Source organism: Chloroflexus aurantiacus J-10-fl, from assembly GCF_000018865.1.
GTDB classification, from domain to species: domain Bacteria; phylum Chloroflexota; class Chloroflexia; order Chloroflexales; family Chloroflexaceae; genus Chloroflexus; species Chloroflexus aurantiacus.
This window is the reverse complement of record NC_010175.1, coordinates 3773512-3790238: the sequence shown is the minus strand read 5'-3', so window position 1 is coordinate 3790238 and position 16727 is coordinate 3773512. Positions and strand designations below refer to the sequence as shown.

The window sequence follows — 16727 nt, the reverse complement described above, 5'->3', positions numbered from 1 at the left end:
AGCAGAGGACAGCAGCCTATGTCGCTGCATATACGCTGTACACCTGAGCTAATCGCTATTCCGGCACTCAACCAGCCGCAAGTCGCGTATCTACACCTCACCATCGCGGCAGCCGGTACGACCGGTTTGCCGCTTCACATGACCATTGTCGCCGACGCCAGCCGCTCAATGCGCATCCCAATCCTTAATGAACAGCAGTTTCGCGACGTTGTGCGCGGCAGCGGTGCTCACGAAGTCTTAGTCGATGGGGTACCGGTCTGGCAACTCAACAATCCGCTCTCTGCCGAACAGCGCAGCCGGTATCGGAGTCCTATCGACTATACCACCCACGCCTTACATAGTCTGATCGAGCGCCTTGATCACAACGACCGCCTGGGATTGATTGCCTGTGCCAGCGATGCAATTGTGCTTGCGTCTGGGATTCCTGGGAGCCGACGGGCTGAACTGGTGGCGGCCATTGCCCGTCTGCCGGCGTTACGCCTGGGTGAAACCACCAATCTCGCCCAGGGTCTGCAACTGGCGCTGGCGCAGTTTGTCGCTGCTGATGACGCAACCGTGCGGCGGATTGTCTTGATCACCGATGGTTTTACAACCGATCAGACCCTGTGTCTGACGCTGGCGCGAGAGGCGGCAGCCCGTGGGATCAGCCTGAGCACGATTGGCCTTGGTGGATCATTTGAAGAACATCTGCTCACCCAACTCGCCGATTTGAGCGGCGGACGGGCCAGTTTTGTGTATGATGCTGCCGACATTCCGGCAATTATTGCTGCTGAACTTGAGAGTGCGCGGCAAACAACGGCACAGGCGCTTACACTGCAATGCAACCTGCCGCAAACAGTTAGCTTACGCCGCATCATCCGCCTGACACCAGCGCTCACCGTTCTGAACCCGCTGAGCACGGAACATGGTCGGCGTCTGACCATTCACCTTGGTGATCTCCGTCACGGCGAAGAGGTGCGGCTCCTGGTTGAGTTCCTGGTCGCACCCGGTGCAGCCGGTCAACAACGCCGTCTGGCGCACCTTCACCTCAACAGTGGCCAATCGCACATCACCCACGACGTAGTTGCCCATTATGCGCCGAATGCAATCAACCCACCACCAGAACTTCTGCCGATCATCAGTCGGGCAACCATCGCCACACTTCAGCAGCGAGCCGATCAGGCCCGGCAACAGGGCGATTATGCGACGGCTGCCCAAACTCTCCGGCAACTCGCCAATCGCCTCTACGATCTGGACGAACCCGATCTGGCTGCGCTGGCGATGGCAGAAGCAACAGCACTCGCCCACAATCATCAATCGAGTACCACAGCCAAAGAATTAACTTACGCCACCCGTCGGCTGGGAACACAACGAGGGTGACGCAGTTGATCCCTTTGTGCCTGAGCAGGCTAGCCGGTATACTCCCTATGAGAGGTTTCCAACGCCGGTGAGAGGTATAATAACAGTGGTATCCGTCGAATAACACAGGAGAACAACCGTGGCAAAACAGTGGAGCAGTCCACCCGCAATGCAAATTGATGTCAGTAAGACATATCGGGTCACAATGGAAACAACGCGCGGGACGATTGAACTTGATCTCTACCCGCAACACGCCCCACTCACCGTCAACAACTTCGTCTTTCTGGTACGCGAAGGGTTCTACGATGGCCTGACATTCCACCGCGTTATTAAAGACTTTGTGATCCAGGGAGGCGACCCCACCGGACGCGGAAGCGGCGGCCCAGGCTACCGGTTTCGCGATGAGGTGGTTGGCAACCCGCTCACCCATGAAGCCGGCGTGATTTCGATGGCAAATGCCGGCCCCAACACCAACGGCAGCCAGTTCTTCATTACCCACACGCCACAGCCACACTTGAACGGGCGGCATACCGTCTTTGGGCGAGTTGTCGCCGGCATGGATGTCGTTTACGCCATTAAACAAGGCGACAAAATGACAAAAGTGACGGTGCAAGAGTTGTAGGTAACGTCAGTTTAGGCTTTAGTCAAAATTGCAGGAATCGGGATTGCAGGTTCTCATACCTCAATCACGTTAAACTGACTCCGGGCACAGACATTCGTGGCGAACGTAGTAGGGGCGCATAGCCGTGCGCCCCCGCCCCTACTGGACGCAATAAGAACAATCGTGCCCGGCAAAGCGGGAAGCTGACGCCTTGTATCTGCATTATTCTGGCTCGCATACGACATTCCTTTGTAGATGAGACTGCACGTCATTCCCATTGTTATCAGGCTCACCGCTACGACACGCCCGCCACGTGAGCCTGGTGGGTACAGCAGCATGGCTGCCGCACTCCAAACGCTGCGCCACAGGCAACCTTCCAGGAAAGGTATCTGCTCAGGCACGGCACGCCACTGCTCAGGCAACGAAAATGCCGGCTCAATTCATCCGCCTTCAGCTATGCTGCCAGACCCATCGCTACGACACGCCCGCCACGTGAGCCTGGTGGGTGCGGCAGCATGGCTGCCGCACTCTAAACGCTGCGACACGGGCAACCTTCCAGGAAAGGTATCCGCTCAGGCACAGCACACCACTGCTCAGGCAACGAGATTGCCGGCTCAATTCATCCGCCCTCAGCTATGCTGCCAGGGTGATTGTCGGATCACGTAGCCTGAATTCTATGACGCCAGATTTGATATAAGGACACCCCCACACCACCGTTCAATGCCTGTAAGCCATTCTCATTGTTGACAACAAAGTCATAATCAATCCCACTGCTTGAAATATCATCAAAACTGCTTACAATAGGAGATGGTATGGTCTACGGTGGTAAGGAGCGAGGATATGCGGTGGCCATGGCAACGCAAACCGACGGATTCGGTCGTTACGGAAAAAGCAACTGCGGAAAAACCAATCTCCTGGCGCAAGCGTCTGCCCTGGCCACTACTCGCATTGCTTATCGCAGGTGTTGTCATTGTCCTGTTCCTCATCTCGCGACCTGCTGACCCGCGCTTTGTGATCGTAGTAACGCCATTCGCCGATCAGGACGGACGTACCGGCCAGCAAATCGCCAACGCGCTGGTACGTCAATTACGCAATCAAGGTGCCAACCTTGTTCACGTCGTTTTGAGCGAAACAAAGCCGGCCAATGGTGCAGAAGCCCTTGCCCTTGCCCGCCAGACCAACGCCGATCTCCTGGTCTGGGGAACAGTTGCAGCCGGTGGGATGATCGACAGCTCCAGCCTGTCGCCCGAAATCATTTACACGCCGCACAATATTGACATTAGTCAGGCGTGGTACGGGTTTCCCATTCGTTTCGCCATCCCTAACCGATACGTCATCAGTACTGAACCGATCAATGGTCAAACGATCCTGACTCCGTATCTGCTGGCCCTGGCCGCGTATCACCACGGTGAAGCCGATCTGGCGCTTGATCAGCTACAAAGCCTGGTTGAAAATAATCCCCAGCTTCACCCCCTCTTACTCCACGTGTTGCGGGGAAATCTCTTGTGGGCGCGCGGCTGGTATGGTGCAGCGGCAACGGAATACCAGACGGCACTAAGCCTTGCCCAGGGTGAACGAGCACTGCTCGCCAATAACCTCGGAGCCATTCTCCTTGATGCCGGTAACGCTGAGGCACCGCGTTATTTTGCCGAGGCGATCAATCTCCTGGATGGGCGTGATCTCGGTCAACTGCGGGTCAATCTGGCGCTGTGGGCATTACGCGAACAACGTGCATCTGATGCTGTCTCCGACCTCGAACAGGCCCGCAATCTGTTGTCGCCTGACCCTGAGCTGGAACTGCTCATCGCTACTGCCTATCGCGAGAGTGGTCGTATCGCTGAAGCTCAGGCATCACTTACCCGATTTGAGGCAACCAAAGCCGCTACAGCAGCACGCGTCCCAGTTGCGTTTCGCTCAGCGTATGAAACTCGCTTGAATGCAGTGTTTTCTGAAGAGCGGGCACTGACTTCCCTCGAAGCACGGTTACCAATGACCGGCCCCTTCTACTGGGCACTGGCAACGGCCAATCCACTCCCTTCTGCCGATACATTACGGCAGACACGTGACCAACTGCGCGTGGCAACTGAACAGAGTAACCGGGCAGTCACCTTGTGGCGCCAACAAGCCGCCAGTCAGGCCGCCATCTTTCCCGGTAGTGGCCTGATGGCAACCGGTCAGGCTGAACGAAGTGAAGAGCTGGCACGACGCCAGCGATTATCACTGGCACTGACCGAGGCGGTCTTGTGGTCTGTAGAAAATTCCAACCGGCAAAATCCGTTTAATCAATTTATTGCTGCGCTCTTCGGTGCCGTCAGCGGTGGTAATCCCAGTGTGGAAGCATTGCGCCAGTTGCGCGAACAACAGCCCGACGACGTGATGACCTTGCTCACGCTTGGGTTTGCCCTACGTATGGATGAACAGTACGACGAGGCTGTCCAGACCTATCAGCGCGTGATTGAACTCGCACCACAGCTTCCCGACGGCTATACCGGAATTGGGATGGTTGCCCTGGCGCGCAATGATCGCGAAAGTGCTCAGCAATGGCTGCGCCAGGCGCTTGACCGAAACAATCGCTTCTTCCCGGCCCACCTGTTGCTGGCGCAAGTGGCTGAAGATACCGGCGACTGGTCATCAGCGATTAATCACTGGCGCGCCCTGGTCAACTGGCAAGAGACGCCATACACCGTCGTTCATCTTGCACGTGCGCTACGACGGAGTGGTGCCAGCGGTTTTGCTGAAGCTGAACGGCTACTCGTTCCCCTGGCCACCGAGCATGTCGAAGCAACGATTGAGCTGGCCCGGCTGTACAACGATGCCGGTTATCCCAACGAAGCGGCCAGTGTCTACCGCGATGCCCTCGTGCTTGATCCGCGTTCAACCGTCGCCGCCTTTGAGTTAGGGGAAACGTATATCCGGCTGGGTGATGTTGCCACCGCTGAACGCATGCTACGTGATGCGCTCACCTTCGATGAGCGTAATCTCGACGCCCGCCTCCGCCTGGCCGAATTGTACGAAGGCCCCCTCAATCAGCCTGATCGTGCCATCGAACAATACCGGATTGCCCTCGGCCAGGGGGTGAATGACCTTGACCAGTTAATCCGCATCGGTCAGGCCGCGCTTGCCGGTAATGCCACAACGGTAGCGATTCAGGCGCTCGAACGTGCGCTCACGGGAAATCCCGAATCGGCGACGGTGAATCAATTGCTGGCACGGGCGTACCTGAACGGAAACCGCCTGGAAGCAGCAGCGCAAACTGCGCAACGCACGCTCGATCTAACCGCTAACCGCACCGACCCGGAAGCGATTTCAGCACGAGTCAATGCTTTTCTCGCCCTGGCCGAGATAGCCCGGCGCCGAAACGATCTGGCAGCCGCCGAGCAGGCGTATCAACAGGCAATTGCAACCGATCCACAGTCGATTCCCGCTCACATTGGCCTGGGTGAACTCGCCGGTGGACAGGGGAATTGGGGAGTTGCCCTGGCCTACTTCGAGACTGCTGCTGCACTACCCGGTGGTGATACGAATGCCGCAGCTCAATTCTGGCTGGGTGAAGCCCTCTTGCGCAACGACAACCTTGTGCGTGCTCTCGCCGCCTACCAGCGCGCGCTGGAATTGCAACCGCAATATCCAGAAGCCCTGCTGGGGCTGGCCCAGACCCAATACGCATTAGGTCGGGCCGAGGAAGCACTTCAGACGGTAGAGCGAGCTATTCAGCAGAAGAGCAACTATGCCGAAGCACACCTCTTCCGCGGCAAATTGTTGCAAGAAGCCGGTCGCTTCGCGGAGGCACGCGCCGCTTACGATGCAGCCATTGGTGCCAATGATCGCATTGCCGAGAGCTTCTACCGTCGTGCCCTGCTCGCCATCCGCAATGGTGAATACGACCAGGCCATTCGTGACCTCAATCGGGCCACCGCACTGCAAGCCAACTTTCCCGAAGCCTACTACTGGTTGGGTCGCGCCTATTACGCCCAGGGCCGAAGTGAAAGCGCCTTACAGGCTATTCAACAAGCGATCACCCTGAATCCGAACTACAGTGAAGCTATCTTCTACAGTGGTCTCATTGCGGAAGATCAGGCCAATTTTGCCGCCGCCCGTGATGCCTATCAGACCCTGATCAGTCGGGAACCAACCAGCGAGTGGGGTCAGCGTGCACTTGCCCAAATCGAACGTTTACCATGAGTACGCTACGCCAGTATCGCATCGCCCTGCAAATCTTTCAATCAAATCGCCTCCGCCGGGATTACCGTGATCTGGCGGAGGTGCCGGCCTACGAACCGTTAGGCGAATTCTTCTTCAACGAAATGTACGGCCCGCGTGATTTCAGCCAGCGCGATCAGGAAGGCCGCCGCCTGCACCATTTTATCGGCATGCTCCCCGGTGTACGCCTGCGCGACCTTGAGGAGGTACTGGAATTACTCGATCTCACCAATCAACTCGATGAAGACCTGGCCCAGCGTATGTGGCAGGCCAATATAGGCACCGATTTTGACGAGCCGACGTATGAATACTTCTACCGGCTGGCCGATAAATATGATGATCGCCATCGTCAGTTAACACTGGTCAGAACAACGTTGTACAATGTCTTTCACCTGTCGCGTTCGGCAGTGTTGGGGATGGCGCTGCGCCGCTCCCACTTCATAGCCCGCCTCGCCGGTATTGGTCATGTCCATACCTTTTTACGGCGCGGCTATGATGCCCTACAGAACGTGACATCCATCGATCATTTCGCCGAGACGATCTACCAGCGTGAGCTAGATCGGCTCAATCGGATTTATCAACGATGAGCAGGCTTACTGAATTATTACCGGTTTTTATACACATTCCGTCACGTCCCTTTCGCATGGGCACACCTGTGAGCGACATCAGTGACCTGGCCCGTCACTATGGCGGCACTCGCGAAAGCTACCGTGAAGAGACACCACAACACGAACTGACGCTTCCGGCATTTGCCATTGCACAACATCCGCTGAGCAATGCCCTCTACGCCTGCGCTGTTGCTGATGGAGCTGTGCCACCACCTCCCGCCTGGCATGGCACGACCCCGCCGGACAAACTGGCAGCATTACCGGTCACCGACATCACCTGGTACGAAGCCATGGCCTTCTGCGCCTGGCTGAGTCAACAATCCGGTCTGTCCCTCCGCCTGATCGACCCGAACGGTCAGCCGGTTACGCCACCTCCTGTGTTGCGCTTTCGCCTGCCAACCGAAGCGGAATGGGAGCACGCCGCCCGCGGCACCGACGGTCGGCGCTTCCCGTGGGGCGAGACATTTCATCCCGATTACGCCAATACGCGCGAGGGGGGACGATCAGCACCTAACCCGCCCGGCACATACCCTGCCGGACAGAGTCCGTATGGTGTTGAAGATATGGCCGGTAATGTATGGGAATGGACAGCATCGCTCGACCGGGAATATCCCTACCGACCCGATGATGGACGTGAAGACCCAACCGCAACCGGGAGACGGATTTTACGCGGCGGTTGTTACGCCAATCCCCAGGGGTATGCACGCTGTGCCTGTCGTTTTCGACTACAACCGACGATGCGCAACCAGTTTCTGGGCATGCGCCTTGCACTAGACCTGGAATAATTAAGGAGCATTCGCTTTATGAACCCAGCCAAAACGCTTAAATTAGGCCGCAACGATCCCTGCCACTGTGGTAGTGGGCGCAAATACAAGGATTGCCATTTGCGCATCGAAGAGGAATGGCGCAGTCAGCAATTACGCCTGCGCAACGCTCAAGACCAGCTCTTACAACGTATTCTGGCCAAAGCCACTGAGGCTGAAGCAGCGGAACTACAAACTGCCTTTGATCGATACTGGCAACAGCGTTACCAGTTTGCCCAGTTGGCCGAACTGAACCAGCGCGAAGGGTACGGGGCCGACCGCTTCATGGTCTGGTTTGCCTTCGACTATCGCCGATCAGACGGACAGACACTGGTTGAGCAGATGGTACATCAGATGCAGGAGAGCGATCTATCACCGCTCGAACGACAGCTTCTGCCGACGTGGGTCAATGTTCGCTTACGTCCGTACCAGGTTGAGCGACTACATCCCAATGCCGGTGCGACCCTACGTGATCTGCTAACCGGCGAGGCGCTGATTCTGGCCGACAGCCATGCCTCATTGCGCCTGGAGCTTGCCGAAGTGATCGTCGGACATCTGGTGCCAGTTGACACACCACTTGGGCGAACAGCGCCGAACTACTACCTCGCCGGCCCAGCCGCCCACCTGACACCCGACACCGCCGGGCCAATTCGCACCTTCGCCGACGTTCATCTGGAAGCAATCCGGCGTGAACGTCCTGAAGCCGACTGGCAAACGCTCCTCAATGAACGGTCGGAGATTTTCAGTCACTTTATTTTGATCTTGCCGACCGACAAACCCGATCCAGACCGGATTCAGAACTTTATCGCAGAGACTCGGCAGCGTTTGTTGGGAGAGTGATTACACCTGTTCAGGATCGTAAATCTCGGCGAGCGGCAGCGTGAAATGAAACGCGCTGCCGCGCCCTGGCATACTCTCGACCCAGATTGTGCCCTGATGAGCCTCAACCGCCAGCTTACAGAACGCCAGTCCCAGACCACTTCCCTCACTCCGCTTACGACCGCCCTGGCTGAACCGCTTGAAAATGATATCCTGATCTTCGGGAGGAATACCTGGCCCCTGATCACGAACAATGATATGCGCAACTCGATCACCGGGTACCAGGATCGTTAGCTCATCAGACACAGCGACAATCTGGGTCTGACCCTGAGCAGGTTTCACGTGTACTTCAATGGAAATCTGGCTCTCAGGCTCACTGAACTTGAGCGCATTATCGAGGAGATTTTGTAATACGCGGGAAATAATGTCACCATCGGCAAACAATAAACGCACGTTTGGATCAAGATTATGCACAATCTGCACCTGTTTCTCTTGAGCCTGGAACAACAATCGATCAACAGTGTGCTCAATCAAATCGGCAATCGGCAATGGCCCTTTGTAGATGGGCATCTGACCACTTTCTAACCGCCCAATATCAAGCATTGCTCTAACCAGATTGATTAAGCGGTTAGTATTATTTTGCCCGATCATCATTGCCTGCTGCTGCCGCTCGGTGAAAAGATCGCCCAATTCATTCTCAAGTCGCTCAAACGCAAGTTTGATAGCTGCAAGAGGATTTTTCAGATCGTGAATTACCATACGGATCAAATCCTCACGCAACTGTTCAACCTTTTTGGCTTCAGTCACATCACGGATCGTCAACAGAAAGGCAGATGTACGCCCGGCAATTAAATCACCGGCCTGGATGATCTTCCAGGCAAAGACACCATCATTCCCACGTAGCTCATGCTGTGCTCCGACGTGGGTCAGCGAGCGTTGTAACTCAGCAACTGTTGCAGGTTCCAATGCTCGTTGCCTGGCCCAGTGTTTCAGGACATCATCGAACTTCAGACCATCAATCCGCGATAACGGTGGCGACCAGGTTCCAGTACGCGCCAGACGATGAAACGCCTCATTCGCAACCACAACTGTTCTGTCAACACCAAATAAGACAAGACCATCCTCAACCGCCGCCATCACCCGCGCCAGATTATCACGTCCACGACGCACTGCACCGAGCAAGCGCATACTCTCGATAGCAATTGCGGTCTGGCTTGCATACAACATCAGCATCTCAATATCAGCCGCTTCGAGAGCGTGTTCACCACCGATAACAATCACGCCGATGAGTTGTTGAGTGCTGCGGAGCGGTATTGCTACGGTGGTTGCCGAGCGGAAGACCGGTCGGCGATGAAGCAGTGCCCGGCGGGCAAGGGTCAGCATCACATCCTTGCCTAGCGGACTCACACCAATGGTCTGATCAATGTGCAACTCATCGTGTTCGGCATCAAACAACATGATCTGCGCCCAGTTCCCCTCTACCATCTCTAACATGCCGCGAGCAGTCATACCCAGTACCTGCGGCTGAGGGAGCGACTGCGAATTGATCACCATTCCCAGCCCATTCAGCGCCGTCAGTCGTTCGAGGCTACGCTGTTGACGATAGCGCAAAAGCGCTATATCAATAGCAGAGCCAGCAATACCGGCATATAATGTCAATGCCTGAAGATCGGCTATTGCCGGACGTTGACCGCTCTGTGGTTGATCAAGGAGCAAGACCCCCTGCACCCGATGGTCAGGTGCGCGCAAGAGCACCACCAGCAAATCGTCGGGTTGCCATTGAATTGCACCAAAATCTATCAGTCGTTCGTCTACTGGTTGCGGTAAATCGAATAGGGCGGCAAAACTGGCACTACGGCGATTAAGCAGAAAGCAAGTATCGCCAAATGCCCACTCATTAACCAGCGCATCTAACCGACCAATAGCCAGACGCAAGCCGGCAGGAAATTCACCACTAAGCGTACCGGTTGTCGCTACACACGCGAGCATCGAATGAAGGGCGTGCTCACGCTGACTGACAAACAGCGCAGCCGATTGAAACCGCATGCGCTTCGTGATCGCGTCGATAATTAATTGGAAGAGCTGATTAGGCAATTGTTCTGCCAGCAACCTGTGATTGAGCGCCAGCAATGAGCGAAGATCGGTATTATCTCGATCCAGGTCTTGTGCCTGTTGGACGATACCGGTTTCGATCTGGGTAATTTGCCGGGTACGATCAATGACCAGACTCATCAGAGCGGCAACAGCATGTGTCTCATCGATGTCAGTATCAGTAAACGGCACTTCGTCCTGACGATTAATGTATTGCAGACAGAAACGCACACCAGATGGTGACGTAAATGGTACTGTGATCAGGTTATGGCACTTCAAACCAATTACCCGATCAATGACGCGACTGCGTCGCACATCATCACTGGCATCGTTCACAATTACCGGCTTCCCCAGCACGAATGACTGACCGATGATGCCGTGCGTCATCGGCAAACGCATCCCCACCAACCGGTACGCTTGCGGCCCAACCGCGTAGCGAAACACCAGCTCATTGTGCTGTTCGTCGAAAATGAACAGACCACCACCGTCTACCGCCAGCAACTGACAACTGAGAGCAAGCATCGTCTGCAATGCCTGATCAGTGTCAAGGAGCTGTACACTGGTAGCGACAAGGTTTTGCCAGATGTTGCATTGCTGGTTGGCAAGATCGGCTTCACGTTGCAGGAGGGGCATACGCAGTAAGCGGGCAGCCAGCTCAAGCGCTTCTGCGATCATCTGCTGTTGGGTTTCATTCAGAGGTTCGGAGGCAAATGTATAGCCATAAATGACACCAAAGGTTTTACCACCAAAACGAACAGGTGCACCTGACCAGAAGGTGGGGGGCGACGCCTGCCACGCCGCATGTGGGCGCACATTATAACGTGCACAATCTTCCAGGTATGCGGCTGAGCTTAATGGCATGCTTAGCTTGATCACCATGCTGCTCAGATCGGTCTCCACCGTCCAACACCGTTGTTCAAAACTGGCATAGTGGTTTGGTTGTACTGCGTAATGCACAATCTGCTGAAGCCAAACACTCTGCTGGATCGGTGTCGCCAGACCAATGGTGAGCGGAAGCCCGACCAGATCACTCAGCAGTTGCGCCATCTGCTGACAAATAAGATCAGGCTGGGGTGTATCGCGCAAAGCGTCGACTTCAAGCTGAAGGCGGCGACGCCAACCCTGCCGTTCGATCCGTTGCCGTATACGCTCATAACCGGCAATAATTAATTGCTCAACTGATTGCAAGATCACCAGATCGGCATCGGTTAGATCAGCAGGTCGGATCACAAGCCGGGCAAACGTTTCACCCTGCCCCAAACGATGGACAAGAGCATCTGATTCATCCTGGAACTCACTCTGGAACGACCATTTGATGTCTACCTGATAGCCGGGTAACATCGAGGTCAGCACATCAATGGCAGCAGCAGTCAGATCGGAGTATCGCTCGGCGTCGATCATTTTTGCAACAATGGTTAACCATTCCGGCATGTCAACAGGTCCGGTTTTTCTCATGATCGACACTCCATTCAACAACTAACATTTAACATTTGATGGTATTGTACCGCGTTTATGGGTAAACAGCACGGATATTGCCCAGGCTTAGATTCCACCTTCCAAATGACAAAACACGTGTATCACTGAGTTTGTCGAGGGTCTGCTGAAGGGGAAGTTATCTCATTGATTGATTACTGAGATCGTGACAGGCACACACATCATCACCGTGACCAGCAGGGTCAACGGCGTGATACGCGCCTGGCACGAAGCACGGCTGTGCGGCAGCGTGGCTGCCGCACGCCAAACGACGCGACACGCACCTGATGAGCGAGCAAAGCAACCAATCCAGCGCGTGATGGCACTAGCGATGGTCATCAGCACTCCGCGCTGCCATACCGGCAAACTGGGATCAGGCTAGACTGTCGTTGGTGATTGGTCAGCGTTCAGGTGCCTGTGCTGTAGTCGGCTGGCACGACCACACAGCTTTTATGAAATAAGTTCTCCACTGTGCTGCCGGGATTGATCAGGTAGCCTCCAGACGTTGGCGCAAAATTGCCACAGCTTCCCGCGATAAACCTATGCAACCCAAAAGGATCGCTGCTTGCCGAATAGCAGAGCCATGGTATAATAGGCCGCCCGTGCTATCCGCCATGATCTGCGGTGCACAAGGAAAGAGGAACATGATAAGCAGATTTTCTTCGCTAGCCCTGTTGCTCAGTATCGTGCTCATCGGCGCGTGTGGATCGGCTGTTGCGAATACGCCAACAGCTACTCCACTCCCAACCCTCATCGCATTAGAGACGCGATTACCAACGGATACACTACAACCAACAACCGTTCCAACACTACCGCCTACGGCAACACCCGCAGCTACTGCTACTCCTGAACCAACCGCTACCCCTGAACCAACACCCTCACCTGAACCGATAACAGCACCGCTGGCGGTTCCACGTGGTTCGGTGACTACTCGGCCCTTCGCAGTGATGTATGACAACCATCCGAATGCCTACCCGCAGACCGGTATGGATGGCGCTGCGATTGTCTTTGAAGCACTGGCCGAATTTGGGATTACTCGCTATATGGCGATCTTTATTCCCGGCATTTCACCCGACATGCCGGTCATTGGCCCGGTACGCAGTGCTCGACCATATTATGTCGAATGGGCAAAAGGGCTACGGGCAGTGTATGTCCATGCCGGAGGATCGCCAGAAGGGTTGTTGCTGGCAGAAACATCGATTGAACTGATCAATATGGATGCATTGCGCAGCAACGCCAGCCGCTATTTCTATCGCACGCGCGACCGTAGCGCCCCCCACAACCTCTACACCAACAGTGAAAACATCGCAGCTTTTGCCGCAGCGAATGATCGTCCGGTTGAAGGATTGGAAGAGATTGGGTTTACCTACTCGCCCGAAGCTCCGCCGGAAGATCGTCCTGCACAACAAGAATTGCGCTACTTCTTCATTTACCGTGAGGCAAGTGTAGGCTGGAGCTACGATCCGGCAACGAACAGCTACCGCTACTTCCGCGGTAATCGTCCACACGTTGATGCAGCAACCGGTAATCAGTTGCAGTTTAAGAATGTTGTCGTGTTGGAAGTGCCCGAACGACCTATCCCCAACGATCCCAAGGGTCGTATCGAGCAAGATGTGATCGGTGAAGGTCAGGCCCGTATCTTCCGCGACGGTCGCATGATTGAAGCGACCTGGCAGAAAGCAGCCGGCTATGCACAACTGTATCTGGTTGACGCGAATGGGAACGAAATACCACTCGCGCCCGGATCGGTCTGGATTGCCGCCATACCTGACCTTGCCAACCTGACCGTCGAAGGCGGTCGATAACGCTACACCCCGAAGCCTGTTGCTTCGGCTGCGATAGGCGGGCGTCGCCAGTGCTCTGGCCCTGTTGCCAGCACTCCTATCTACCACTGTTGCGCTCTGTTTGCGCATTGTGCGACGCCCTGGCAGACGCAAACCACAGTAATGTTTACGAGGCACCAATGGCGCCCCTGACGTCGGCGGACCTCACCCGATGACGGCTGCCTCGCGTCTGCCCGGCGAATAGCCGTATGCCGTCACAAAGGAGGAAACAATTTATGAGAGGAAGGATCGTTCGTCGTGGCCTGCTTGTCGTTGTGCTGGTCATGCTTTCGACAGCCATCGCCCACGTTCAGGCTGCCCCAACGACTTCACCGTCTCAGCAGTCGAACCTCGCACCAACCTACCGTATTTTCGCTACCCGCGAAGGTTTAGTTGGTCGCCGAACCGCAAATGGTCATATCATTCAACCCCGCGACCGCTTCGTCGCTCTCCCGTGCTGGTGTGTTCTCTCGCCCAAAGGTACTGACAAATTCAAAGTTCGTCTCACCTATAATGGCCGTTCAGTGGTCGTACCGGTCTGGGATGTCGGCCCCTGGAACACCCGCGATGATTACTGGAATCCTAACCGACGGTACAGCGATTTACCGGTAGGTATGCCGATGGCTGAAGCCGCCTACTATCATGGCTACAACGGCGGACGCGATGAGTGGGGGCGACGCATTACACTTCCGAATGGGATCGATATCGCTGATGGTACCTTCTGGGATGACCTGGGTATGACCCGCAGCGATTATGTCTACGTCACATTTCTCTGGCTGGGCGAAGACCCCGGCCCCGGTTCAGCTATCGATGTTAGCTCCGGGCAGATAACCGATGATCCTGATCCGACAGTAACTGCTCCAGAAGGTGCAACCACCATCGATAATACTGATTCCGCTTTTGATCCAGTTGGCAAAGACTGGTATGAAGAGACATGTGGCTTAAACGGGCAACATCAATGGACCTACTCGACGACCGATCCCACAAAAGCCACTACTGCCGCAAGCTGGCAAGCGCCTGATCTCAGTCCAGGGTTCTACGAAGTAAAAGCCTACATTCCGGTCTGCGGCAATCCGGCAACGACCAGTGCCCGTTATCGGATCAGCCATGACGGAGCAATCACCGAAGTAACACTCGACCAACGGGCCGCTGCCGGGCAATGGGCTTCGCTTGGCACATACTATTTTGGCGGTGTTACCAATGAAGTACCCCAGGTCTTTCTGAGCGATCTCACCGATGATCGCGGCCTGGCAGTGCGCTTCGACGCTATTGCCTGGGAACCGCGCAGTGACACGACACCGCCTGATACGCAGATTATTTCGATCTCACGGGTTGACAATGGCTTTCAGCTCCAGTGGGGCGGCAATGATGACATGACCGGTATCGCCAGTTACGACGTACAGGTGCGGCTATTGCCGAACGGTGGCTGGACGGATTGGAAACTGGGCACGACCGACTTGAGTGCCTGGTTTGGCCCCCATGAAGGCAAACAGTTTGAATTCCGGATTCGTGCACGCGATTGGGCAGGGAATGTTGAGTCGTGGGAGACTGCGGCAGTTGTAGATACGACAGCGGTGCCATAGGCGCTGGTAGATTGGAAAGTAGCACAGGCGTTGGCCTGTGCTACTACGTCCATAGGTCACCCGAAGACGATCCTGCTTAACCCGTACCAAAAAAGCGGCGGGCGTAGGATGGATCAAACTACGTCCATAGGTCACCCGAAGACGATCCTGCTTAACCCAGACTACTCTGCATCTTGCAACGCAGCCACACCGGGTAAGACTCGTCCCTCAAGTAACTCAAGTGAGGCACCACCGCCGGTACTCACATGCGACATCTTATCGGCCAGGCCGGCCTGTTCCACTGCGGCCACACTATCGCCACCACCAACAATTGTGATTGCGCCATTGGCAGCCGCTTCGGCCATTGCCTGGGCGATAGCGCGTGTACCGACGGCAAACGGCTCTAGTTCAAAGACACCCATTGGCCCATTCCAGATAACCGTGCGGGCAGCCCGAATCTCGGCACTGTATCGTTCGATGGTCTTGGGGCCAATATCGAGCACACGCCAGCCGGCAGGAATGTCACTTACATCAACAACCTGGCGCTGGGCATCGGCACTAAACGCATCGGCAATCACCACGTCAACCGGCAAAAGCAGCCGGGCACCCCGCTCTTCAGCACGGGCCATCAACTGCTGGGCCACCGGTACACTGTCCGGTTCGACCAGCGAATCACCAACATTCAGCCCTTTGGCAAGCAGAAAGGTGTTGGCCATACCACCACCAATGAGCAGTGCATCGACCTTACCCAGCAGATTTTCGATCACGCCGATCTTGTCACTGATTTTCGCACCACCGATGACGGTTACGAATGGACGCTGCGGATTATTCAGGGCGCCACCGATGTACGTCAGTTCCTTTTCCATAAGAAAACCGGCAACTGCCGGCAGGTAGTGCGCTACACCCTCAGTGCTGGCATTGGCCCGGTGAGCGGTGCCGAAGGCATCGTTAACGAAAACATCACCCAATTTCGCCAGTTCAGCGGCCATCGCTGGATCGTTTGGCTCTTCACGGGGATCGAAGCGGGTGTTTTCGAGTACCAGGACCTGCCCTGGTTTCAGCATCGCCACAGCCGCTTCAGCCGCCGGCCCGGTGATCGCCTCGGTCTTCTTGACCTCTTTCGCTTCGGGCAGCAATTCAAACAAACGCTCAACAACCGGACGTAAACTGTACTTCGGATTGGGTTTACCCTTCGGACGCCCCAGGTGCGACATCAAGACCACACTGGCACCGTGTTCCAGCAGATAGCGAATGGTCGGTAATGCCGCCCGAATCCGGGTATCATCGGTAATCTGACCCTGATCATCGAGTGGCACGTTGAAATCAACTCGTACCAGCGCACGTTTTCCGGCCCAATCCACATCACGGATGGTCTTCTTGTTCATGCGCGTTCCTCCTTATTCGCGGTA

At 55.6% G+C, this 16727-nt stretch carries 10 protein-coding genes; 8 read left to right on the top strand and 2 right to left on the bottom strand.

Annotated features, from left to right (window positions below; all coding sequences use genetic code 11):
- Positions 1–18 precede the first annotated feature (18 nt).
- The 6 genes from CAUR_RS14860 to CAUR_RS14835 all read left to right on the top strand — a co-directional run bounded on the left by CAUR_RS14860 (position 19) and on the right by CAUR_RS14835 (position 8390).
- Positions 19–1359 carry a vWA domain-containing protein gene (locus CAUR_RS14860; RefSeq protein ID WP_012258684.1) on the top strand — a complete coding sequence of 447 codons (1341 nt, stop codon included), beginning with the start codon at positions 19–21 and terminating at the stop codon, positions 1357–1359.
- Positions 1360–1477: 118 nt separating this feature from the next.
- Complete coding sequence (locus CAUR_RS14855; protein WP_012258683.1) at positions 1478–1960, top strand: peptidylprolyl isomerase; 483 nt, start codon at positions 1478–1480, stop codon at positions 1958–1960.
- Between the two features lie 819 nt (positions 1961–2779).
- Positions 2780–6121 carry a tetratricopeptide repeat protein gene (locus tag CAUR_RS14850; protein ID WP_012258682.1) on the top strand — a complete coding sequence of 1114 codons (3342 nt, stop codon included), beginning with the start codon at positions 2780–2782 and terminating at the stop codon, positions 6119–6121.
- Positions 6118–6726, top strand: a complete 609-nt coding sequence (locus tag CAUR_RS14845) for an FFLEELY motif protein (protein ID WP_012258681.1) — start codon at positions 6118–6120, stop codon at positions 6724–6726. Before CAUR_RS14850 ends, CAUR_RS14845 begins: the two co-directional genes overlap by 4 nt.
- Complete coding sequence (locus CAUR_RS14840; RefSeq protein WP_012258680.1) at positions 6723–7532, top strand: formylglycine-generating enzyme family protein; 810 nt, start codon at positions 6723–6725, stop codon at positions 7530–7532. The genes CAUR_RS14845 and CAUR_RS14840 overlap by 4 nt, the downstream gene beginning before the upstream one ends.
- Before the next feature lie 18 nt (positions 7533–7550).
- Complete coding sequence (locus tag CAUR_RS14835) at positions 7551–8390, top strand: YecA family protein (RefSeq protein ID WP_012258679.1); 840 nt, start codon at positions 7551–7553, stop codon at positions 8388–8390.
- Here the strand turns inward: CAUR_RS14835 and CAUR_RS14830 are convergent, their stop codons facing one another.
- Positions 8391–11915 (bottom strand): sensor histidine kinase, encoded by a 3525-nt coding sequence (locus CAUR_RS14830; protein ID WP_012258678.1) that lies wholly within the window; start codon positions 11913–11915, stop codon positions 8391–8393.
- A gap of 662 nt (positions 11916–12577) precedes the next feature.
- Here CAUR_RS14830 and CAUR_RS14825 point away from each other — a divergent pair.
- Positions 12578–13738, top strand: a complete 1161-nt coding sequence (locus tag CAUR_RS14825; RefSeq protein ID WP_012258677.1) for a DUF3048 domain-containing protein — start codon at positions 12578–12580, stop codon at positions 13736–13738.
- Positions 13739–13992: 254 nt separating this feature from the next.
- On the top strand, positions 13993–15339 hold the full coding sequence (locus CAUR_RS14820; protein ID WP_012258676.1) for a golvesin C-terminal-like domain-containing protein: 1347 nt from the start codon (positions 13993–13995) through the stop codon (positions 15337–15339).
- A gap of 161 nt (positions 15340–15500) precedes the next feature.
- On the opposite strand, the gene CAUR_RS14815 is transcribed toward CAUR_RS14820, so the two are convergent.
- Positions 15501–16703, bottom strand: coding sequence for a phosphoglycerate kinase (locus CAUR_RS14815; protein WP_012258675.1), 1203 nt, complete (start codon positions 16701–16703; stop codon positions 15501–15503).
- Positions 16704–16727 lie beyond the last annotated feature (24 nt).

Coding starts and splice junctions, on each gene's coding strand:
- CAUR_RS14860 (WP_012258684.1), top strand. CDS start 19: ATGTCGCTGCATATACGCTGTACACCTGAGCTAATCGCTATTCCGGCA.
- CAUR_RS14850 (WP_012258682.1), top strand. CDS start 2,780: ATGCGGTGGCCATGGCAACGCAAACCGACGGATTCGGTCGTTACGGAA.
- CAUR_RS14845 (WP_012258681.1), top strand. CDS start 6,118: ATGAGTACGCTACGCCAGTATCGCATCGCCCTGCAAATCTTTCAATCA.
- CAUR_RS14840 (WP_012258680.1), top strand. CDS start 6,723: ATGAGCAGGCTTACTGAATTATTACCGGTTTTTATACACATTCCGTCA.
- CAUR_RS14835 (WP_012258679.1), top strand. CDS start 7,551: ATGAACCCAGCCAAAACGCTTAAATTAGGCCGCAACGATCCCTGCCAC.
- CAUR_RS14830 (WP_012258678.1), bottom strand. CDS start 11,915: ATGAGAAAAACCGGACCTGTTGACATGCCGGAATGGTTAACCATTGTT.
- CAUR_RS14825 (WP_012258677.1), top strand. CDS start 12,578: ATGATAAGCAGATTTTCTTCGCTAGCCCTGTTGCTCAGTATCGTGCTC.
- CAUR_RS14820 (WP_012258676.1), top strand. CDS start 13,993: ATGAGAGGAAGGATCGTTCGTCGTGGCCTGCTTGTCGTTGTGCTGGTC.
- CAUR_RS14815 (WP_012258675.1), bottom strand. CDS start 16,703: ATGAACAAGAAGACCATCCGTGATGTGGATTGGGCCGGAAAACGTGCG.